This window comes from Pseudomonas sp. TH04 (genome assembly GCF_016651355.1).
Lineage (GTDB): Bacteria > Pseudomonadota > Gammaproteobacteria > Pseudomonadales > Pseudomonadaceae > Aquipseudomonas > Aquipseudomonas fluorescens.
Window position 1 is genome coordinate 4,270,528 of sequence record NZ_JAEKEA010000001.1, and the last position, 20,996, is coordinate 4,291,523.

Here is a 20,996-nt window from a genome sequence, read left to right on the forward strand (position 1 = left end):
GCGGGCAAGCCCGGCTCCCACACTCGACCGAGTACAGGGTTGGAATACGGTCAAAATGTGAGAGCGGGCTTGCTCGCGAAGAGGCCCTCAAAGCCAACCCACTTCAATGCCTGATCAACTTCTCCTGAATCGCCCGCAGATCCTGCTCCAGCAGAATCTGCTGCTTGCCGCCGACCATCACCGCCGCCGGCACGCCGTCACGGTACACAATCCGATTGCCGCTCACCGCCGGCACCTTGTTCCCCGGCAGCAGTGTGCCCACCAGGTTCAGCGGATCAGCCCCGCACACGGCAATCAAACTGCCGTCATGCGGCCTGCGCCGTACTTCGCGCAACAACGGGATGGCTTCCGGCAGCGCAAACTGCTCGCCCGCCAGCCCGCTGACAAACCGCCCGCCACGAATCTCGCCGCGCGCCTCCAGCCGATGGAAGGTGTGCAGCAGTTCGCGCCAGCTCGGCAGCCAATCCGCCTCGCGTTCCAGCAGCCGCCAGAACACCACGCCATAGCGGCGCAGCAAGGTCAGCGCCACGTGCTCCAACGTCTCCGCCGAGTGCGGCCCGGCGGCGGCGGACGAGCGGCGCACCAAGGCCCAGCGCCCGGCGTCGTCCATGCCGCCGACATACGCCCCGCGCCCGCGCCGGCTGCTGCGCGCCAGGCGCTTGCTGGCGGGTGTGGTGAGGGCGCGCAGGCCGGCGAAGCTGTCGGCGTTCACCAGCCCCGCGCCTACCAGTTCCTGTAATGCGATCTCCAGTTCGCTGCGCAGCAGATGGGCCTCGTGCACCAGCTCATCGAAAAACAGCGCGCCGTGTTCGCGCAGGGCCAAGTGGACTTTCTGCGCCTTGGGCGACAGCGTGGTGCTGTCGGTGAGTTCGGTTAGGCCGCTCCACAACGGCACTTGGCTGCGGGGCAGCAGCACCACGGGCGTACTGCGCAGCGCAATGGCGCTGGCCTTGTTGCTCAAGCGCGTCCACACCAGTTTGCCGCTGCGGCACAACTCGTCGAGCCAGGTCGAGGTGTAATCCTTGAGTCGAGCGCTGAGCAAGTCACTGTCCCAGGCCGACGTGGCGGCAGCGTAGCCTTCGAACTGGCCGACAATCTGCGGCAACATCGCACTGCCGTGGCCGCGCGTGCCGTCGGACAGGTGCTGCCAATCGAACAAAAAGCGCATGAAGTCCTGCAATGTCACCGGCTCGATTTCCCGGCGCAGGCGCCTGACCGTGTAGCGATGAATCCGCGCGAGCAGATGCCGCTCACACCATTGCTCGTGCGTGGCGCCGGGGCTGAAACGGCCGCGCAGCACGTAGCCTTCCTGTTCCAGGCGCGCCAGTGCCGGCGTGACGTCTGCCACCGGCAGGGCCAGCGGCGCTGCAATTTCGCTCAGGCTCAGCGGGCCGAACCCGCCAAGGCGGGCACGCAGCACTTCCGCCAGCGCATCCTCGACAGTCCAGGGCTCATCGAAGCCCGGCAGCAACGGCAGGTTGTTGGGGTAGATCGCCTGCACACAACTCAAGCGCTCCACGGCGACCCAAAGGCCATTCTTGAGTTGATAGGCGCGCCCGCCCTTGGCCAAGGCGTGCAGCCACTGGGCCCATTGCGGTGTGACCTCATCCGCGGCGATGCAGGCCAGGCTCATCAACGCCTCATGCATTTCGTCCAGGCTGTTGGGGGCCGGCCACGCATCCTCGCGCACGCCGGCGATGGCTTCGGCATCCAGTGCGCCGAGGTCGTCGGTGCTGTGCGGGTCGCTCCAGCGCCGGTTAAGCACCGCCTGAGTGCGGCGTTCTTCCAGCGGGGCGTCGTCGAGAAAGGTGTAGGGGCGCGCGCTGAGAATTTCCGCGGCCATGGGCGAGGGCGCGGGCAGGTCGCGGCTGATCAGGCGCACCTCGCCGCGTTCCATGCGCCGCAACAGGGTCAGCCAACCTTCGCTGTCCATGGCTTCGTGCAGGCAGTCGTCGAGGGTTTGTTCCACCAGCGGGTGTTCGGGTATCTCACGCTCGCCGGCGAGGTTTTCCAGGCAGGCGATCTGGTCGGGAAACACGCTGGCAATCAGGTCTTCGCTCTTCATGCGCTGGATCTGCGGCGCGACCTTGCGCCCGCTGGTATAACGCGGCAATGCCAGGGCCACACTGGCATTCCAGCGCCAGCGCACGCCGAACAGTGGCGCATCCAGCACCGCCTGGATCAGGATGTGCTCGGCGCTGTTGCTGTTCAGGTAGCGCCACACCTCATCGAGCTCAAAGCTGTGGCTGGTGGACAGCGACAGCACGATCGCATTCTCACTGGCCGCCGCCTGCAATTCGAAATTGAAGGTGCGGCAAAAACGCTTGCGCAGGGCCAGGCCCCAGGCGCGGTTGAGGCGGCTGCCGAACGGTGTATGGATGATCAATTGGGTGCCGCCGGAGGCGTCGAAAAAGCGCTCCATGATCAACGTGTCCTGGGACGGCAGGGCACCAAGGGCCAGGCGCGCGCGGGCCAGGTAATCGAGGATTTGTTCGGCGCTGGCGTGGTTCAGGCCGAGGCTGGCGGTGAGCCAGTCCTGAGCGGGTTGCAGGTCGACGGGGGTGGCGCTGAGCAGCGCGTCCAACTGCGCCTGAAAACGCGCCACGGCCGCCGACAATTCATGGCTGCGCCCCGGTGCTTCACCGAGCCAGAACGGGATGGTCGGCGGTTGGCCATGGGCATCCTCGACGCGTACTTTGCCGGCCTCGACCCGCAAGATCCGGTAGGACGTGTTGCCGAGCTGGAAGATATCCCCGGCGATGCTTTCGACCGCGAAGTCTTCGTTGACGCTGCCGATATTCAAGCTCTGAGGTTCAAGCAACACGCTGTAGTCAGCGTTATCCGGGATGGTGCCGCCGCTGGTCACGGCGGTCAGCCTGGCACCACGGCGGCCGCGCAGGGTGTGGGTTACGGCGTCGCGGTGCAGGTAGGCGCTGCGGATGCCCTGGCGGCCGTTATAGCCGTCGGCGAGCATCTGCAACAGCGCCTGGTAGTGGCGCGGGTCGAGGTTGGCGTAGGGCGCGGCGCGCTGGATCAGCGCCAGTAGCGCCTGCTCCGTCCATTCACGGGCGCTGACTTCGGCGATGATCTGTTGGGCGAGTACGTCCAACGGCGCGACCGGGATGTGCAAGGTGTCCAGCTCGCCCCGACGCACGCAGTCGAGCAAGGCGGCGCATTCGATCAAGTCGTCGCGGGTGGTGGCAAACAGGCGGCCCTTGGGCGTGCCGCCGACCTGGTGGCCGGAGCGGCCGACCCGTTGCAAAAAGCCGTTGATCGAGCCAGGTGAGCCGATCTGGCAGACGAGGTCGACATCGCCAATATCAATCCCCAACTCCAGCGACGCGGTGGCGATCAGTACTTGCAGCTCGCCGGCCTTGAGCCGTTGCTCGGCGTCCAGGCGCATTTTTTTGGCCAGGCTGCCATGGTGGGCGGCGACGCAGGTCTTGCCCAGGCGCTCGCTCAAGTGCCGGGCCAGGCGTTCGGCCAGGCGTCGGGTGTTGACGAAGATCAGGGTGGTGCGGTGTTCGCGGGCGAGCGTGGCGAGGCGGTCGTAGACCAATTCCCACACGTCATTGGCCATCACCGCCGACAGCGGCACCGGCGGCACTTCAATACCCAGGTCGCGGGGGCGGGCGTGGCCGATATCGACGACGGCGCATTCACGGCCAGTGCCGACTAAAAAGCGCGACACCGCCTCGATAGGCTTTTGTGTGGCCGACAGGCCGACGCGGGTCAGCGGCTCGCTGCACAAGCCTTGCAGGCGTTCCAGGCTGAGGGCCAGGTGGCTGCCGCGTTTGCCGGCGGCGATGGCGTGGATTTCGTCGATGATCACCGTGCGGGTGCTGGCGAGCATGTGCCGGCCGGAGTCCGAGCCGAGCAGCACATAGAGCGATTCGGGGGTGGTCACCAGAATATGCGGCGGGCGTTTGCGCATCTGCGCACGGTCTTTTTGCGGGGTGTCGCCGGTGCGCACGGCGGTGCGGATCGCAAGCGGCGGCAGGCCCATGCCCTGCAACTGCGCGGTGATACCGGCCAGTGGGTTTTGCAGGTTGATCTGGATATCGTTGGACAGCGCCTTGAGCGGCGATACATACACCACCAACGTTTCATCCGGCAGTTGCCCGCCGTTGGCCAGGCCCTGATGCACCAGGTCGTCCAGCACCGCGAGGAATGCCGTCAGGGTTTTACCGGAGCCGGTGGGCGCGGCGATCAGTGTCGAGCGGCGCTGGCGGATCAACGGCCAGGCCTGGGCCTGGGCGCGGGTCACCGAGGGGAACGTGCTGCGGAACCAGGCGCTGACGGCGGGGTGGAAACCGTCCAGGACCGTGTCCGTTGATTCGGGAAGGCTCATTCACAATTTATGCGGCCGGCCGGTGCAACTTGCAACCCCGCACTTTATAAGTGACGGTTGCGCTACAAACCCGCAAAATGCAACGATTCTGGCAAACACCCACGGCATGGCTCACAAGGCCGCCGATAATAACCATCGTTCCAAACAGACCGGGCCTGCACACTCTATGCGAATGCGCCTTATGTTACTGGGCGGCGGGAATGCCCTCGGGCAGGCGCTGATTCGCCTCGGTGCAGAGGAAGACATTGGTTTCCTCGCACCCAAACCGCCCCAAGACGGCTGGGATGCCGCAAGCCTCACCCAATTGCTCGACGACACCCGTCCCGATGCGTTGATCAACCTCGCCTACTATTTCGACTGGTTCCAGGCGGAAGCGGTCAGCGAAACCCGCTTGGCTGCCCAGGAGTTCGCGATCGAGCGCCTGGCCGAACTGTGCCAACACCACAACATCACCTTGCTGCAACCGTCCAGCTACCGCGTGTTCGATGGCTCGCGTGCCACCGCCTACAGCGAAAAGGACGAGCCGGTGCCCTTGGGCCTGCGTGGCCAGGCGTTGTGGCGCATTGAGCAAAGCGTGCGCGCCACCTGCCCGCAACACGTGATGCTGCGTTTTGGCTGGCTGCTGGATGACAGCGTCGACGGCACCCTGGGGCGCTTCCTGGCCCGTGCCGAGAAGCCGGATGAATTGCTGATGGCCGACGACCGACGCGGTAACCCGACGCCAGTGGATGATGCCGCACGGGTAATCATCTCAGTGCTCAAGCAACTCGATTGCGCGGCGCCGCTGTGGGGCACGTATCACTACGCCGGCCATGAGGCGACCACACCATTGGCGCTCGGCCAGGCGATTCTCACCGAAGCGCGCAACTACCATCCGCTGGCGATCGAGTCCCCGACCGCCCAGGCCCACGCGGCACGGCCGGATGCGGCCGATGAACCGCAACATGCGGTGCTGGCCTGCAAGAAAATCCTCCACACCTTTGGCATCAAGCCACGGGCATGGCGGGCGGGGTTACCGGCGTTGCTGGATCGGTTCTACCGGCACGGCCAAACATAGAAAAAAGGCGCCTGAAACAGGCGCCTTTTTTCTATGGAAGCGGTTTTTTGCACAATACCAAGCCGACCGTCCCCCTATTACGTTCTTCCAAAAGTGGCGGTTTCTGGCAATTAAGTCGGCGCTCTAAAGTTGATGCTCATCCTCGCGGGCTTAATTCGTTATAGCGTGGGATTAATATTAATTGATCGCCAAGTTTTTCAAGTGGCCGACGTGCGAGCAACGCCAGGGTGGCTGCCGCGTAGAGCGCGGACTGGCGGTCTCGCGAGGCATGTTTTGCGTTGCCTGGCTAATTTTCTTCGTTCAACCGTGGCTTTGCTAGACTCGCCAGGCAGGTATTCAATTGACCGGGTTGAGTGACAGCGTTTTTAGTTGATGACTAAGGTCTTATTTAACCGGGGCTAATAATCTTTTTATTATTGTTGTGATGCGGCATTTCCCGGCGGGAAGAATGATTGGCAACGGATGCTTCTGGGAGCTGTGATGGCTGATGAAGGGATGCTGAAAACCCTCGAGAGCGTGCTTGGCTGTCTTTCGGGAGTGGTTGTGGCGTTGGACCGCGATGCCAGGGTTATCACCGGCAACCCGGCGTTCCTGGAGGTGCAGCGCCAACAGGCGGTATGCCCTGACGTGGCCGGCGAGTTTCTTTCACTGCTGCGGCCTGAAGACCACGGGCTTTTTTATGCTGCGGTTAAACAAGCTGAGGGCAACGAACGCGCTTTTTTCGACGCCGCCGCCACCGGGTCAGGTCGGTTGAGCGTAGCCATGACGCGGTGGCAGGCGCATTATTTTATTGTTGAAATTACCCCCATTATGGCCTCTGCGGCGCCTTATCCGGGAAACGAACGTTTCGCTGATATTCCCCTTAGGTCCATTTTTGACTCTTCCGGTACGGGGTTGGCGCTGGTTGCTCTGGACGGACGTTGGCTGAGGGCCAATGGCGTCACCTGCACACTGCTTGGCTACAGCGAAGCGCAGTTGCAAACCACGACCTTCATGGCCCTGACCCATCCCGAAGACCGCGACGTCGGCAAGCAATTGATTGAAGAGTTGATTCGCGGTGCCAGGCATGGCGCCACGCTGCATAAACGTTATATCCACCGCAACGGGCAGGTGGTCTGGGTCAGGTTGACGGTCGGGATGGTGCGCGACGAGCAGGGGCAACCGTCCTGCTTTGTGTCTCAACTGGAAGACATCACCGAGAACTGGCAGCTTCGCGAAACGCTGATGGGCAGCGAGCTGAAATTTCTCACGCTGGCGGAAAACTCGCCGAATATCATCGTGCGTTACGACTGCAACCTGCAGCGCGCCTACGTCAATCCGGCCTTTCTGCTGTTGACCGGAATGACCTATGCCGAGTCGATCGGCACGCGTCCTGACGCGCACGCGGGTGACTATCTGAGCCAATTGCGGCATGTTTTGGAAACGGGCGAAACGGCGCAATTTATAAACACCTGGACGATTGCTGATGGCAACGACTATGTGAGTTGTGCGGTCAGCCTGATGGCCGAGCGCAGCAATAACGGCGCGGTGATCGGTGTGCTGGCGCTGGCCCACGACATTACGGAGATGCGCAAACAGCAGGTGCTGGAAGACGAGCGTCTGGGTATTTTCGAAAACATGGCCATGGGCGCTTCTCTGCAGGAAACGCTGGCGTTACTCGTGGGTTATCTGCAACTGGCCTTACCCCACAGATCCTGCGGCGTGCAGCTCGTAGGGGCCGAACATGTCGGCGCGGCTGCGCGCATGCCTGCGGCCTGCTGGTCCGAACCCATCGTCGACAAACAAGGCCAGGTGCTGGGCACTTTCGAGTTATCCCAGCCTTTCGGCGCTGCGCCGCATGAGCGCGAAATTCAACGCGTGCGCCAGATGTGCCACATTGCTGCGATTGCTATTGAGCGCTGGCGCTCGGAATCACTTCTGCGCGAGCGCGAGCGCCGTTACCGCAATATTTTCGACCACACCCTGGATATGCTCTGTCTGCTGGAGGTGACGCCGGCCAGCGGGCTGCAGTGCGTCGAGGCCAACCCCGCGTTGTTAAACGCGCTGGGCAAATCCCATGGTGATGTCACCGGCGCGGCGCTCGAATCGATATTCGGTCGTTTAAATGCGCAAAAAATCCAGGGGCTCTGCGAGCAGTGCATGACCGCCGGGCGGGTGGTGGAGGCCGATGAGGGCATGGTGCTTCGCAATGAGGTGCGGCACGTGCATTTAACCCTGGTGCCAGTGGCTGATACTGCGGGTGCGGGCTCACGGATATTGGTGATTGGCCGCGACATTACCCTGTTGGTCAGGGCTCGCCAGAAGGAGCTCGAACGCCAGCACGATATCAATGCGCTGGTTGAAAACAGCCCGGATGCTGTCGCTCGGTTAAGCGCTCATGGCTACGTGCTCTACGTCAATGCACGGTTGAAAGAATGGGTGGGCGCAGCCGCACCGGAGCTGACAGGAATGCCCATGGACGCGGTGGCCCCTCTCAATAACCAGTCCCAGTTGTTTTGCGAATTGGTGGCTCAGGTGATTCGAGAGAATAAAGCCACGGAGCAGGAGTTTCGACTCTCGGGATTGAAGACTGCGCCCAAAGTGGTGCTGATCCACTTCGTTCCCGAAGTGGACGGCAAGCGGGTGGTCAGCGTACTGGCGGTGGGGCGGGACATCTCCAGGCTGCGTGCTGCCGAGCGGCGCCTGGCCAACTCCAATGCACAATTGCGTGACCTGTCGACCCGCCGCGAAACGGCGCGCGAAGAGGAGCGCAAACTGATCGCCAGGGAGATCCATGACGAGCTGGGCCAGCACCTGACAGCACTGCGCATGGGCATCTCGTTATTGCGCTTCCAGTTTGGCGCCACGACGCCTGAACTCACCCCCCAAGTTGAGCGGTTGATGGTGCTGACCGATAAAACGATCCAGGTCGTGCGCAATGTTTCTACCAGCTTGCGACCGTCCGCGTTGAACCTGGGGCTGGTCTCTGCGCTTGAATGGCTGACGACCGAATTCGTCACCTTGACCCAGGTTCCGTGTGTACTGCACCTGCCTATAATTCCTCTGACGCTGCCTGAAAGCCACGTTACCGCTGCGTTCCGCATCGTGCAGGAGTCGTTGACCAATATCGCCCGCTACGCCAGCGCGACACAGGTCAGCGTTACCCTGAGCCCGCAGGAGACGCATTGGTTGCTGGAAATTCAGGATAACGGCAAGGGGTTTGACCCGGACGTGGTCGGCGGCCAGACGTTGGGCTTGGCCGGGATGCGTGAACGTGGCCTGATGTTGGGCGGCAAAGTGATCATTTTCAGCCATCCCGGACAGGGCACGACTGTCCAGGCGTTCATTCCAATGCACAAGGAAACGTATTGATGATTCGCATGCTGATCGCCGATGACCACACCATCATGCGCGAGGGGCTCAAGCAGTTGTTCATGCTGGTCACCGACGTCCAGGTAGTGGCCGAAGCCGAGAGTGGCACGCAACTGATTGAATTGTTGCGTCAGGTCGAGATCGACCTGTTGCTCCTGGACATGAACATGCCAGGCATCAGTGGCGAGATTTTGATCGCGCGTCTGCATACCCAGTACCCAACGCTGCCGATTTTGGTGTTGAGCATGCATAACGAAATCCACATTGCCCAACGTGCACTGCGCGCCGGAGCACTCGGTTATCTCACCAAAGACCGAGATCCCGAGACCTTGCTGGTGGCCATACGCAGGGTCGTCAGCGGTCAACGCTACCTCGACCCCGCGCTGGCAGAACAGATCGCGCTGCAAAGCAGTGGCTTGAAGCAACAGACCTTTGTCGAAAGCCTCTCCGATCGAGAGTTCCAGATCCTGCGTTTGCTGGCTCACGGCATGAGCGTCAACCAGATCGCCGAACAGTTGGTCATCAGTAACAAGACCGTCAGTACCCACAAAACCCGGCTGATGGACAAGATGGGGTTCAGCTCCACCGCCGACATTGTTCGGTTCGCCATGACCTTGGGTATTTCTTGAACGGCACATTTGGGTAGGGATTTTCCTACCCGATTTTCCGGTATCCCTACCCTAGAATAGGGATGGTCTGATGGTCGTCATGCCATTATTTAGCCAGTATCTCTCTCAAGCAATCTAACCACCGATCAACCGGTCAGGATTGCGTTGACTGGGAGACACATCGTGAGCGAACAGACCCCCACCCCTTCGGCTGCTTTGACGATGTTTCCCGTCGCTTTTTCGGGCCTGTTGGGCGGCCTTGCGGTGGCCTACAGCGACGGCTTCGGCGCAAGGGCTGTGGGCGCGGGGGGCGTGGTGTTGCTGGTTTGCATCGGTCTGGGACTTTGGGCACACCGCACGCACCAGGCGCATTGGCGCCGCCTGTGCCAGCCGCTTGAGCAACCGGTCGCGGGCTCGGTGGCACTGGCCGTCGATTCGGGCCTGGCAGACGTATGCCAGGGCGTGCTTCCGGTCTGGTCCCGGCAGATAGAAGCCGCCCGCCAGCTCAGCGAAACCGCCATCCTCAAGCTCAGCGAGCGTTTCGGCACGCTGTCAGCAAACATCAGTCACAGCGTGTCCAGCCTTGGTGGCCAGGATGCTTCCCAGCAACTGGTCGACTTACTGGAAGTCGGCCAACGTGACCTTAATTCCATCGTACTGGCCCTGCGTGCTGCGCTTTCCAATAAAGAGAACGAACTCAAAGAGGTCATGCAGCTGTCCAGCTTCACTGAGCAACTTCAGCAGATGGCCAAGTTTGTCGGCGACATCGCCAGCCAGACCAACCTGCTGGCCCTCAACGCGGCCATCGAAGCTGCCCGTGCCGGTGACGCGGGGCGAGGTTTTGCGGTGGTCGCCGATGAGGTGCGTAAGTTGTCGAGTATGTCCGGCGAGACCGGGCGCAAGATCAGTGAAACGGTGATTACCGTCAACGCCGCGATTGCACGCACGGTGCAAATGTCCCGCCACCACGCCGAACAAGACACCTTGACCCTCGCCGACTCGGAGCGGGTGGTCTCGCAGGTTATCGAGCATTTTCGCGGCAACGCCCAGACCATTGTGCGTAACAGCCATGACCTGCAGCAGCAAAGTGCAACGGTCGCCGACGAAATAGCCCAGGTGTTGGTGGCCCTGCAGTTTCAGGACCGCGTCAGCCAAATGCTGACATTGATCACTCGTGACCTGGGCAAGTTGCAGGAGCAGTTAGATCAGCGTCACCAATCGAGCCTGAGCGGGCATGCCCTTGCCCCGATGCTCAGTGAGCAATGGCTGCAAGAGCTTGCAACGGCTTACACCATGCCTGAGCAACACGCTATTCACGGTGGCAAGCCACACGCCAAGGCCGACGCCAGCGAAATCACCTTTTTCTAGAGGAGCTTTTCCGATGAGCAAAACCATTCTGATCGTCGACGACTCGGCATCCATCCGGCAGGTGGTGAGCATCACGCTCAAAGGCGCAGGTTACGACGTGATCGAAGGCTGTGATGGCAAAGATGCGCTGAGCAAACTGGATGGACGCAAAATTCACCTGATTGTCAGTGACGTGAACATGCCCAACATGGACGGTCTCAGCTTCGTCAAGGCCGCCAGGCTGTTGCCGGCCTACAAATTCACGCCCGTCATCATGCTGACCACGGAAGCCAGCGATGCGATGAAGCAGCAAGGCCAGGCCTCCGGCGCCAAGGCCTGGATGGTCAAGCCCTTTCAGCCGGCGCAGATGCTCACCGCGGTCTCCAAGTTGATTTTGCCCTAGCGATGGCCGGCGACCGCTGGCCAGGAGGTTTCCATGAATAGTCCCGTCCCGATGCTGCGTCGAATCCAGGTCATGGAAGGCCCTCTGACGATCTACACGGCCAGTGAACAAAAAGACGTGTTGTTGTCGCTGTTTCCGCTGGCCCATGAGGTCGAATTGGACTTGTCCAACGTCGACGAACTGGACAGCGCCGGTTTGCAATTGTTGATCCTCATCAAACGCGAGTCCCTCAGGGAGGGCGCGCAACTGCTGCTGAGCAACCATAGCCCGACGGTCATTGAAGCGTTGCGGCTCAGCGGTCTTGAGGACTTCTTCTCCAATACGGCTATCGCCCAATCGAGCGGAGCCTGATCCCATGGCCCAGCCTATGAACATGGACGACGTGCTGCAGACCTTCATCGCTGAAAGTCGCGAGCTGCTGTTGCAGATGGAAGACGCGCTGCTGCAGATCGAGCAGTCTCCCCACGACATGGACACCATCAATGGCCTGTTCCGGGTGGCCCACACCATCAAAGGTTCGGCCGGCTTGTTTGGCTTGATGCCCATCGTTGAGTTCACCCATGTCGCTGAAAGCGTGCTGGACCGGGTACGTAGCCTGGAGGTCCGCGTCGATGAGGCGCTGAGTGCGTTGTTTCTCGACGCCCGTGACCACATCGCTCAATTGATCGACCTGCTGGCCGAAGATGGCAACCTGGATCGGTTGGACGAACCTTTGCAGGTCCGAGGCCTTCGTCTGGTTGACCGGCTCGCCTTGTACCTGGACGCCTCGGTAGCGACGGCGGCACCGGCCCATCAAGGCCCGCTGTCGGCGGATGCCCAGGATACCCAGGATACCGGCCCCGGCCACTGGCATTTGTCCCTGCGCTTTGGTCCGGATGTGTTGCGCAATGGCATGGACCCCTTGGCATTCCTGCGCTACCTGAGCACGTTGGGACGGTTGCTGCAGACCGTCACGCTGTTCGACGCGTTGCCGCCTATCGCGTCCATGAACCCGGAAACCAACTACCTGGGCTTTGAGCTGGCGCTGGCCAGCGACGCCTCCCGGGAGGTCATCGACGGCGCGTTTGACTTTGTTCGCGATGACGCGCTCGTGCAGATCCTCGCGCCGCACGCCTCTGTGCAAACGTGTCGGGCGCACATCGACGCACTGCCGGAAGGCAATGACGAGTTGCTTGAGTTACTGGTTCGCTGCGCCAGCCTGACGGCGTCGCAAGCCGTGCTCGTCGCCCAAGAGGGGCAGCCGGCAGCGGCCGAACCGCGGGGTGAACTTGACGCACTGCCGGATGCGGCCGCGCCGTCGATCAAGGCCGGTAAAGGCACCGCGAGTAACGATGGCAATCTGATTCGGGTCGATGCCGCCAAGCTGGATCAACTGATCAACCTGGTCGGTGAGCTGATCATCGCCGGTGCCGGCGCCAATCTGGTGGCGGTGCGTAGCGGCATAGGCGAGATGATCGAGGCCACCAGTCTGTTGTCTCGGTTGGTTGAAGAGGTCCGTGATTCGGCGTTGACCCTGCGCATGGTGCAGATCGGAGCAACCTTCACGCGTTTCCAGCGAGTGGTACGCGACGTGTCCAAAGAATTGGGCAAAGACATCGTATTGCGCATTGGCGGCGGCGAAACCGAGTTGGACAAAACCGTCGTCGAGCGGATCGGTGACCCGCTCACGCACTTGGTGCGAAATGCCATGGACCACGGCATCGAGGCCGCGTCCACTCGCCTGCTGCGGGGCAAGCCCGAGCAGGGCACCGTACGCCTGAATGCTTATCACGAGTCCGGCAGTATCGTCATCGAAGTGTCGGACGACGGCGGCGGATTGGCCAAGGACAAAATCCTGGCGAAGGCCCGCGAGCGTGGCCTGGTGGCTGAAGGTCAGGTACTGCCAGACAAAGACATTCTGAATTTGATTTTCGAACCCGGGTTTTCCACGGCCGATCAGGTCAGCAACCTGTCCGGCCGAGGGGTCGGCATGGACGTGGTGAAAAGGAATATCACGGCGTTGCGCGGCAGTGTGAGCCTGGAAAGCGAAGAAGGGCTGGGCACGACGGTGCGCATCCGTTTGCCGCTGACGCTGGCGATCATTGACGGGTTTCTGATCGGCGTCGGCAAGGGTTCTTATGTCATCCCGCTGAACATGGTGGAGGAGTGCATCGAGCTCGCCTCTGGGCGGGATGCTGATGCGGGCTACCTCGACCTGCGTGGCGATGTGCTGCCGATCCTGCGGCTGCGGGACATGTTTGATGTGCAAGAACCGGCCGGCAGCCGAGAAAACGTGGTTGTCGTGCACTACGCGGGGCTGCGTGCCGGCCTGGTGGTTGATCGCTTGCAGGGGGAGTTTCAAACCGTAATCAAGCCACTCGGCAAAGTGTTCGGTGAAGCCCATGGGCTCGGGGGATTCACGATCCTGGGCAACGGCGCGGTTGCGCTGATTCTGGATGTTCCCAATTTGTTAGGACTCGTTGCCAAGGAAGCCAATAACCGTTCGATTCCAAGTCCTCAGTCGACTTAATGAAGCGTCATCAGGAGTTCCTCGCCATGACCGTTATCAAAAATATAATGTTGTTGGTTTTCACGGCAGTGCTGGGTGTCCTCGTATTGGGTGGCACCAGCCTGTACCTGGCCGGTGAAATCAATTCGAGCGCCAGTTACGGCAACGCCAACACGGTGCCCAGCCTGCTGGAAATCGACCAGGTCGCAACGGCTGTAGGCGACCTTCATGGTTTGCAATGGCAGCACTTGAACGATCCCGGGAAAAGTGTCCTCCCGGGTTACGCGCAGAGCGTGGCACAACACTTCAGTTCAATTGGCAAAGCCCTGGATCACTATGAGGCCGAGTTGGTCTCTGACGACCATGACGCGTCGCTGTTGAAACAACTGCGCGCCCACTTGGGTGAATTGACCGCCTCGCAGGGGCAGTTCGACAAGCTCATCAACGAAGGCGACCAAGCCTCGGCGCGGGCTTTGATTGAGGCGAGCCAGCCATTGCAGGCGTCGGTGCTGAAGGTGGTCAGTGACCTGCGTGAATACAACCTGGAACTGGGGCGCAAGGGCCAACTGCTGGCCACCGCCACTGAGAAGAATGCGCGCTACATCATTCTGTTGGTGAGCGGTTTGACCCTGTTCGCGACCGTGCTGATCGGAACATTCCTGGGCCGAAACCTGATGCGCCAACTGGGTGCTGAACCCGCCGTGGTTCGCGACTTTGCTGCACGTCTGTCCGCCGGTGACCTGAACGCAAAAGCAACCCTCAAGGCGGGTGACACCACCAGTCTGATAGCGAGCATGCAGCAGCTGGGGCAGGGCTTGCACGAGTTGATTGTGGAGATGGACCGAATGTCCGCTGCCCACGACAAAGGTGACATTGACGTGCAGATCGCGGCCGATCGCTTTCAAGGCAGTTACCGCTCCATGGCCCAGGGCATCAACGATATGGTCAACGGCCACATCGCGGTGAAGAAAAAAGCCATGGCCTGCATTCGCTCATTCGGTGAGGGTGATTTGTCGGCGCCTCTTGAGTCATTCCCCGGCAAAAAAGCGTTTATCAATGAAAATATCGAGCTGTTACGCACCAATGTCCTGGCGCTGATCAATGATATGAAGCACATGTCCAGCGAACACGAAAAAGGTGACATTGACGTCATGATCGATGTCGATCGCTTCCGCGGCTCGTACCGTGATATCGGTCAGGGCATCAATGAGATGGTCAGCGGCCACATCAACGTCAAGAAGAAAGCCATGGCCTGTATTCGCGCGTTCGGCGAAGGCGATCTGGCGGCGTCACTGGAGCAATTCCCGGGCAAAAAAGCCTTTATCAATGAGAACATCGAGCAGCTGCGCGCCAATATCCTCGCGCTCGTCGAAGACACCACCCAGATCAGTGACAGTGCGCTGATCGGCAAACTGGACACCCGGCCTGACGTCGCGCGGCACCAGGGCGATTTCCGCCGCATCATTCAGGGTATCAATGGTTCTCTGGACGCGATCATCGAGCCGATTACCGAAGCGATGGACGTGTTGTCGGCAATGTCCAACGGTGACCTGACCCGCAGCATCACCGGTGACTACCAAGGCAAGTTCCTGGAACTCAAGACCTCGGTCAACGGCACCGTGGAAAAACTCTCGGAAATCATCGGTGAAGTGCGCGGCTCAGCCGATTCGCTGTCCAGTGCCTCGGAAGAAATCTCCGCCACCGCCCAAAGCATGAGCCAGTCGGCCTCCGAGCAAGCGGCTTCGGTGGAGCAGACTTCTGCATCGATGGAGCAAATGTCCGCGTCCATTGCCCAGAACACCGAAAATGCCAAGGTGACCGATGGCATGGCGGGCAAGGCCAACAAGGAAGCCTCGGAAGGCGGCCGAGCCGTGAAGGATACCGTGGCGGCGATGAAGACCATCGCTGAAAAAATCGGCATCGTCGACTCTATCGCTTACCAGACCAATTTGCTGGCGCTCAATGCCGCGATCGAAGCCGCGCGGGCCGGTGAGCACGGCAAAGGGTTCGCGGTGGTGGCGGCAGAAGTGCGCAAACTGGCCGAGCGCAGCCAGATTGCCGCACAGGAAATCAGTGAAGTGGCCAAGAACAGCGTGGCCTTGGCTGAACGGGCGGGCAACCTGCTGGATGAGATTGTGCCTTCGATTGCCAAGACCTCTGACCTGGTGCAGGAGATCGCCGCAGCCTCGGAAGAACAGTCCATCGGGTCCGAGCAAATAAACAGTGCGATGTCGCAGATGAGCCAACTGACTCAGCAAAACGCTTCAGCCTCCGAAGAGCTGGCGGCGACTGCCGAGGAAATGAGTGGCCAGGCCGAGCAGTTGCAGGAGCTCATGGGCTTCTTCACCGTACAAACCAAACGTGCCGGGCGCACTGCCTCGCTACCCACCATCAGCCGTGCAGCGTTAACGCTGGACGCCGACAATCGTTCGGTGGAGGGCGGGTTCGTCCGCTTCGGGAGTTGACCCATGAGTGCCTCAGCCAGTGTGTCGGACGGGCTTGAACGGCAGACACCCGTTGATGAGCCTTTGCAGTACCTGACCTTCTTGGCAGATCAGGAAATGTACGCGGTCAATACCCTGAGTGTTCGCGAAATCATCGAATACAACCAGGTGACGACCGTGCCGATGATGCCGACATTTTTACGCGGGGTGATTAATCTTCGCGGTTCGGTCGTGCCGGTTGTCGACCTCAAGGCACGGTTTGGCAAGGGCGTGACGGTACTGGGCAGCCGTACGTGCATCGTCATTCTGGAGGCGGCGAAGCAGGGCGAGTCATTGGTCTTGGGGGTGGTGGTCGACTCGGTCAGCGAGGTGATCGAGATACTCGATATCGATATCAAGCCCACCCCGGCGTTCGGCAATCATATTCGCGCTGACTTCATCCAGGGGATGACCAAGGTGCGCGGTGAGTTTGTGACGCTGCTGCAAATTGAGCATGTGTTGTGTGTCGATGAGATAGCCGGCTTGATGTGAGCGTGGCGCGTAGGGCCGCGTCTTCAGGCGCGTCCGGAATGTAATGGGTCCGAGGTGAATCATGGCGCTATCCATCGAAAGTCCAGGCAATACCCCAGTCTCAAGCCCGAGCCAATACCTCACCTTTGAACTGGGCGATGAAATGTTCGCCGTGGGCACGCTCAATGTGCGGGAGATCATCGAATATGGGCCGATCACCAGCGTACCGTTGTTGCCCTCCAGCATACGTGGCGTGATCAACCTGCGCGGCGCTGCGGTTCCCGTGCTGGACCTGGGGGTGCGTTTTCGTGGTGAGCGCACGGTGCAGACCTCAAGGACGTGTTTTGTGATCCTCGAAGTCCAGTCCGGCGCGGCGCGCAAGCTCGTGGGGATCATTGTCGATGCGGTCAGTGAAGTGCTTGAAATCGCCGATCAGGACATCGAACCCTCGTTGAACTTCGGCAGCGATGTCAGGGCTGACTTTCTACTGGGCATCGGTAAGTTGGAGAGCGGCTTTGTGCTGTTGCTGGACATCGGTCGGGTGTTGTCCCTGGAGCACGTGGAGGTGCTGGCCACCCTCGAATCCTCGTTGCCTGCAACGCCCGATTCTTCTTTGGGAACGTCTTTATGAACGTGATTCTCTCCGACACTGAGTTTCTGCAATTTCGTGACCTCATTCATCGAATCGCCGGCATCAGCCTGTCCGATGCCAAAAAGCAGTTGGTGAGTGCTCGGCTGGCCAAGCGACTGCACCTATTCAAGCTCACTAACTACGGGGCTTACTACAAGCTATTGATGAAGGACAGTGCGGAGTTGCAGGTGGCGGTCGACATGTTGACCACCAACGAAACCTACTTTTTTCGCGAGCCCAAGCATTTCGATTTCCTGCGCGATGTGGCGCTCCCCGAACTGCGCTGCAGCGGGCCTTTACGCATCTGGAGTGGCGCCTGCTCGACCGGTGAAGAGCCGTATACCTTGGCGATGGTCCTGGCGGACAACCTCGCGGGCCGGCCCTGGGAGATTGTGGCGTCGGACATCAGCAGCCGGGTGTTGGACAAAGCCCGGATAGGGCGTTACCCCCTTGAAGGTACGCGCGGCATTCCTGAAGCGCTGCTCAACAAGTATTGCCTCAAGGGCGTTGGCGCCAACCATGGCTGCTTCATGGTCGATCGTGCACTGGCTGCGCGGATCGATTTCCAGGCGATCAATTTGAATAATCCGTTACCCAAACTCGGCATGTTTGACGTGATCTTTCTGCGTAACGTGATGATCTATTTTGATAACGACACCAAAGTGCAGGTGGTCCAGCGACTGATCAACCATCTCAAACCCGGCGGGTATTTTCTGGTGAGCCACTCGGAGAGCCTCAATGGCGTGACCGATGAACTGCGACTCATCAAACCTTCGATCTACCGGAGGCCACGTGCCTGAAAACAGAGTGCCCCAAGAGGTTTTTCTGAATCCCGGAGAGTGGTTTTTCGGCGCTGGCGAGATTCGGCTGCGCACGGTGCTGGGGTCGTGTGTGGCACTGGTGTTCTGGCACCCCCGGCGCTTGTTGGGCGGCATGTGCCACTTCCTGTTACCCCAACGCGCAGTGCCGAACTCGCACGCGTTGGACGGGCGTTACGGCAATGAGGCGCTGGCATTGTTACTCGGTCGAATTCACGCGAGTAAGGCCCGACCTGCCGATTTCAGAATCAGCGTATTCGGCGGCGGGAACATGTTTCCCGGGCTGGCGCGTTCGGACAAACACTACGTCGGGCAACGCAATGTCGAACAAGCCCGGCGCCTGCTCGACCTGCACCATTTGCATTGTCACAACTTCCACGTGGAAGGCGTGGGTTACCGAACCGTGGTGTTCGACCTTGCCAACGGCAACATTGAACTCAACTACCTGGCCTTGCAGAAACAACCCGTCAGCCCTCTTGGAGAGCGTGCGACATGAGCCTGATAAAAGTACTGATCATTGATGATTCAGCAGTGGTTCGCCAGGTTCTGACGGCGACCCTGGGGCAAGACCCGGCCATCGAAGTCATCGGCGCGGCAGCGGACCCGGTGTTCGCCATGGACAAAATGAACAAGCAATGGCCGGATGTGATTGTGTTGGACATCGAGATGCCACGCATGGATGGCATTACCTTTCTGAAAAAATTGATGGCGGAACACCCGACGCCGGTGGTCATCTGTTCGACCTTGACCGAGAAAGGCGCGGCCACCACGATGCAGGCACTCGCTGCGGGTGCGGTCAGCATCGTTACCAAGCCACAACTCCATTTGCGCCAGTTTCTGACCGAAAGTTCCGATGAACTGGCGGGTGCCGTCAAGGCCGCCGCCCGGGCCAACATGAAGCGGATGGTGCCTTCCAGCGAGCGGGTTCCCGTGAGGCTGAGTGCCGACGTCATACTGCCTGCGGGCACCCAGGCGATGGCGCGCACCACCGAAAGTATCGTCGCGATTGGTACGTCTACCGGCGGCACTCAGGCCCTGGAGCTGGTGTTGACCGCTCTGCCCAGGGTCTGCCCCGGAATAGTCATCGTGCAGCACATGCCCGAACACTTCACGGCTGCATTTGCCGAGCGCCTGAATCGACTCTGTGAGATTGAAGTCCGAGAGGCGAAGAATGGCGACCGGGTTATCCCCGGTTGCGCGCTGATTGCCCCCGGTGGTCGGCACATGGTGCTCAAGCGCAGCGGTGCGCAATACCAGGTTGAAATTGTCGACGGTCCGCCCGTAAGCCGGCACCGTCCCTCCGTTGATGTGCTGTTTCGCTCCGTCGCCCGCAGTGCCGGAGCTAACGCGCTGGGCATCATCATGACGGGGATGGGGGACGATGGCGCCCGTGGGCTGAAAGAAATGCATGACAGCGGTGCCCACACCCTCGGCCAGGATGAAGAGTCCTGTGTGGTGTACGGAATGCCTAAGGAAGCGTTCAAGCTGGGCGCGGTGGAGCGTGAGTTGCCGCTTGAACATATTTCTGCGGCGATTCTGCAATCCATTCATCAGCGCCGCTGACTCCTCTTAGTGAGGAGAATAAAAAAGACCCTGTAAAAACAGGGTCTTGGATGGGATAAAAACCTAGAACTTGTAGCCGATACCGACCATGTACACCATTGGGTCGACGTCCACATTGACCTTGGCGCGCGTGCCTTGGCCCAGCGCGTTGTTGTCCACGGTGGCCTTGGTGCTGATGTCGATGTAGCGCACCTGGGCGTTGACCATCCACTTGTCGTTGATCATGTAGTCGGCGCCGACCTGCGCGGCCCAGCCCCAGGAGTTTTCCGCCTTGAAGTTGCTGAACCCGGCTTGCTGGGCGCTGCTGCTGACGTGCTCGTCGTAGATCCAGGTGTAGTTGATACCGGCGCCCACGTACGGCTGGAATGCCAACTTGCTGTCCAGCGGGTAGTACACGATGCTCAGGGTCGGCGGCAGGTGTTTCAGGGTGCCGAGCTTGCCGTTGGCGGCGCCGAGCGCGGTGTTCTTGATCTTCACGTCGTGCTCGAACGGCGTGGCCGCCAGCAGTTCGATACCCCAGTGGCTGGTGAACATGTAGGCGAAGTTCAAGCCCAGTTGAGTGTCGCTGCTCATGGTCGCCTTGCCGCCCAGGTTGGTGCCCGCCAAGGGGCCCTGGTCAACCTTCACGCTGCTGCTGTCTGCTTTCGGGTTAACGGTGATTGCACCGGCGCGAATCAGAATATCGCCCGCTTCGTGAGCGTGGACGGCAGGGGCGGCGAGGGCGAGCGCGAAGAGGGACGCGCCGAGCAGGGACTTGTTCATGGGAGCTCCAGAAGGACGTTAAAAGTTGTACGTCCAATGGTAGAGATCGTTCCGTTCGATCCTTTGACTCAGCTCAATGAAAGGGTAACCACGGATCAAAAACCGTGGGATCTGTGCTGTTCTTGAGCAAGGCTCATTCCTGCAGCTCGTAGACGTAAATCTTCTCGGCATCCATTTGGTAGCCGGCATCCGCCAGCTCACTGGATGACGGTTTGACCTGCATCGAGCCCTCGATCCAATACGGCTGGTACAGCTCGTCAAGCTTTACCCCGACTTCGCTTTTCACATGCACGATCTGGTTCGACGGCGGCGGCGGTACGTGAATGCACGCGCCGAAATACGGCACCAGCAAAAACTCGGTGGTGCGGCCCTCCTCGCTGACTTCCAGCGGCACGATATAACCCGGCAAGCGAATGTGCTGGCCGTCGAGGCTCTGTACCACCGGTGCGTTGGGCAGGTCCTGCTTGGCTGCGGGCGCCGCCTCGACCGACAACGCGTCGGCCATGTTCGACAGGTCGTGCAGCGGCTTCATATTGGGAATTTCCGGCGGCGCGTCCGGCGGGATCATCTCCTGCCAGGACAGGTCCTTGGGCTGGTCGGCCGCCCACGCGGGCACGGCTACCAGTAGCAACAGGGCAAACAGGGCACGGCACATCGAAGCCT

General features: G+C 60.5%; 15 protein-coding genes and 2 pseudogenes. 14 read left to right on the top strand and 3 right to left on the bottom strand.

The window, feature by feature from the left end; genetic code table 11:
* Nucleotides 1-103 precede the first annotated feature (103 nt).
* The gene (locus JFT85_RS19195) at nt 104-4,351 is read right to left on the bottom strand and encodes a DEAD/DEAH box helicase (RefSeq protein ID WP_201230269.1); all 4,248 of its coding nucleotides are present in this window, start codon (nt 4,349-4,351) and stop codon (nt 104-106) included.
* A gap of 166 nt (nt 4,352-4,517) precedes the next feature.
* On the opposite strand from JFT85_RS19195, the gene JFT85_RS19200 reads away from it, so the two are divergent.
* From JFT85_RS19200 to JFT85_RS19260, 14 genes and pseudogenes are all read left to right on the top strand, one after another.
* On the top strand, nt 4,518-5,408 hold the full coding sequence (locus JFT85_RS19200) for a sugar nucleotide-binding protein (RefSeq protein ID WP_078827418.1): 891 nt from the start codon (nt 4,518-4,520) through the stop codon (nt 5,406-5,408).
* Nucleotides 5,409-5,888: 480 nt separating this feature from the next.
* Nucleotides 5,889-8,759, top strand: a complete 2,871-nt coding sequence (locus JFT85_RS19205) for a PAS domain-containing sensor histidine kinase (RefSeq protein WP_242486544.1) — start codon at nt 5,889-5,891, stop codon at nt 8,757-8,759.
* Nucleotides 8,759-9,388: a response regulator gene (locus tag JFT85_RS19210; protein WP_201230271.1), complete on the top strand. Its 630-nt coding sequence runs from the start codon at nt 8,759-8,761 to the stop codon at nt 9,386-9,388. The genes JFT85_RS19205 and JFT85_RS19210 overlap by 1 nt, the downstream gene beginning before the upstream one ends.
* A gap of 201 nt (nt 9,389-9,589) precedes the next feature.
* Nucleotides 9,590-10,735, top strand: a complete 1,146-nt coding sequence (locus JFT85_RS19215) for a methyl-accepting chemotaxis protein (protein ID WP_069551248.1) — start codon at nt 9,590-9,592, stop codon at nt 10,733-10,735.
* 13 nt (nt 10,736-10,748) lie between these two features.
* The gene (locus JFT85_RS19220) at nt 10,749-11,117 is read left to right on the top strand and encodes a response regulator (protein ID WP_053258253.1); all 369 of its coding nucleotides are present in this window, start codon (nt 10,749-10,751) and stop codon (nt 11,115-11,117) included.
* A gap of 33 nt (nt 11,118-11,150) precedes the next feature.
* Nucleotides 11,151-11,468 carry an STAS domain-containing protein gene (locus JFT85_RS19225; protein WP_069551247.1) on the top strand — a complete coding sequence of 106 codons (318 nt, stop codon included), beginning with the start codon at nt 11,151-11,153 and terminating at the stop codon, nt 11,466-11,468.
* Between the two features lie 4 nt (nt 11,469-11,472).
* The gene (locus JFT85_RS19230; RefSeq protein WP_242486545.1) at nt 11,473-13,626 is read left to right on the top strand and encodes a chemotaxis protein CheA; all 2,154 of its coding nucleotides are present in this window, start codon (nt 11,473-11,475) and stop codon (nt 13,624-13,626) included.
* A 47-nt stretch (nt 13,627-13,673) separates the two neighbouring features.
* Nucleotides 13,674-14,903: pseudogene (locus tag JFT85_RS28745) on the top strand (methyl-accepting chemotaxis protein); the annotation flags it as partial.
* 192 nt (nt 14,904-15,095) lie between these two features.
* Nucleotides 15,096-16,070: pseudogene (locus JFT85_RS28750) on the top strand (methyl-accepting chemotaxis protein); the annotation flags it as partial.
* 3 nt (nt 16,071-16,073) lie between these two features.
* Nucleotides 16,074-16,580 (top strand): chemotaxis protein CheW, encoded by a 507-nt coding sequence (locus JFT85_RS19240; protein WP_053258250.1) that lies wholly within the window; start codon nt 16,074-16,076, stop codon nt 16,578-16,580.
* Between the two features lie 61 nt (nt 16,581-16,641).
* Nucleotides 16,642-17,190: a chemotaxis protein CheW gene (locus JFT85_RS19245; protein ID WP_069551245.1), complete on the top strand. Its 549-nt coding sequence runs from the start codon at nt 16,642-16,644 to the stop codon at nt 17,188-17,190.
* Nucleotides 17,187-17,990: a CheR family methyltransferase gene (locus tag JFT85_RS19250; RefSeq protein ID WP_201230274.1), complete on the top strand. Its 804-nt coding sequence runs from the start codon at nt 17,187-17,189 to the stop codon at nt 17,988-17,990. Before JFT85_RS19245 ends, JFT85_RS19250 begins: the two co-directional genes overlap by 4 nt.
* Entirely contained in the window at nt 17,983-18,504 is a 522-nt protein-coding gene (locus JFT85_RS19255) for a chemotaxis protein CheD (protein ID WP_053258247.1), read from the top strand. Before JFT85_RS19250 ends, JFT85_RS19255 begins: the two co-directional genes overlap by 8 nt.
* Complete coding sequence (locus JFT85_RS19260; protein ID WP_053258246.1) at nt 18,501-19,571, top strand: protein-glutamate methylesterase/protein-glutamine glutaminase; 1,071 nt, start codon at nt 18,501-18,503, stop codon at nt 19,569-19,571. The genes JFT85_RS19255 and JFT85_RS19260 overlap by 4 nt, the downstream gene beginning before the upstream one ends.
* 63 nt (nt 19,572-19,634) lie before the next feature.
* Here the strand turns inward: JFT85_RS19260 and JFT85_RS19265 are convergent, their stop codons facing one another.
* Both JFT85_RS19265 and JFT85_RS19270 read right to left on the bottom strand, forming a co-directional pair.
* Nucleotides 19,635-20,333, bottom strand: a complete 699-nt coding sequence (locus tag JFT85_RS19265; protein WP_053258245.1) for an OmpW/AlkL family protein — start codon at nt 20,331-20,333, stop codon at nt 19,635-19,637.
* Between the two features lie 133 nt (nt 20,334-20,466).
* Complete coding sequence (locus tag JFT85_RS19270; protein WP_201230276.1) at nt 20,467-20,988, bottom strand: DUF3299 domain-containing protein; 522 nt, start codon at nt 20,986-20,988, stop codon at nt 20,467-20,469.
* Between the last annotated feature and the right edge of the window lie 8 nt (nt 20,989-20,996).

Excerpts from the sequence above, each read along its gene's own strand:
- JFT85_RS19195 (WP_201230269.1), bottom strand. The coding sequence starts at position 4,351 with ATGAGCCTTCCCGAATCAACGGACACGGTCCTGGACGGTTTCCACCCC.
- JFT85_RS19200 (WP_078827418.1), top strand. The coding sequence starts at position 4,518 with ATGCGAATGCGCCTTATGTTACTGGGCGGCGGGAATGCCCTCGGGCAG.
- JFT85_RS19205 (WP_242486544.1), top strand. The coding sequence starts at position 5,889 with ATGGCTGATGAAGGGATGCTGAAAACCCTCGAGAGCGTGCTTGGCTGT.
- JFT85_RS19210 (WP_201230271.1), top strand. The coding sequence starts at position 8,759 with ATGATTCGCATGCTGATCGCCGATGACCACACCATCATGCGCGAGGGG.
- JFT85_RS19215 (WP_069551248.1), top strand. The coding sequence starts at position 9,590 with ATGTTTCCCGTCGCTTTTTCGGGCCTGTTGGGCGGCCTTGCGGTGGCC.
- JFT85_RS19220 (WP_053258253.1), top strand. The coding sequence starts at position 10,749 with ATGAGCAAAACCATTCTGATCGTCGACGACTCGGCATCCATCCGGCAG.
- JFT85_RS19225 (WP_069551247.1), top strand. The coding sequence starts at position 11,151 with ATGAATAGTCCCGTCCCGATGCTGCGTCGAATCCAGGTCATGGAAGGC.
- JFT85_RS19230 (WP_242486545.1), top strand. The coding sequence starts at position 11,473 with ATGGCCCAGCCTATGAACATGGACGACGTGCTGCAGACCTTCATCGCT.
- JFT85_RS19240 (WP_053258250.1), top strand. The coding sequence starts at position 16,074 with ATGAGTGCCTCAGCCAGTGTGTCGGACGGGCTTGAACGGCAGACACCC.
- JFT85_RS19245 (WP_069551245.1), top strand. The coding sequence starts at position 16,642 with ATGGCGCTATCCATCGAAAGTCCAGGCAATACCCCAGTCTCAAGCCCG.
- JFT85_RS19250 (WP_201230274.1), top strand. The coding sequence starts at position 17,187 with ATGAACGTGATTCTCTCCGACACTGAGTTTCTGCAATTTCGTGACCTC.
- JFT85_RS19260 (WP_053258246.1), top strand. The coding sequence starts at position 18,501 with ATGAGCCTGATAAAAGTACTGATCATTGATGATTCAGCAGTGGTTCGC.
- JFT85_RS19265 (WP_053258245.1), bottom strand. The coding sequence starts at position 20,333 with ATGAACAAGTCCCTGCTCGGCGCGTCCCTCTTCGCGCTCGCCCTCGCC.
- JFT85_RS19270 (WP_201230276.1), bottom strand. The coding sequence starts at position 20,988 with ATGTGCCGTGCCCTGTTTGCCCTGTTGCTACTGGTAGCCGTGCCCGCG.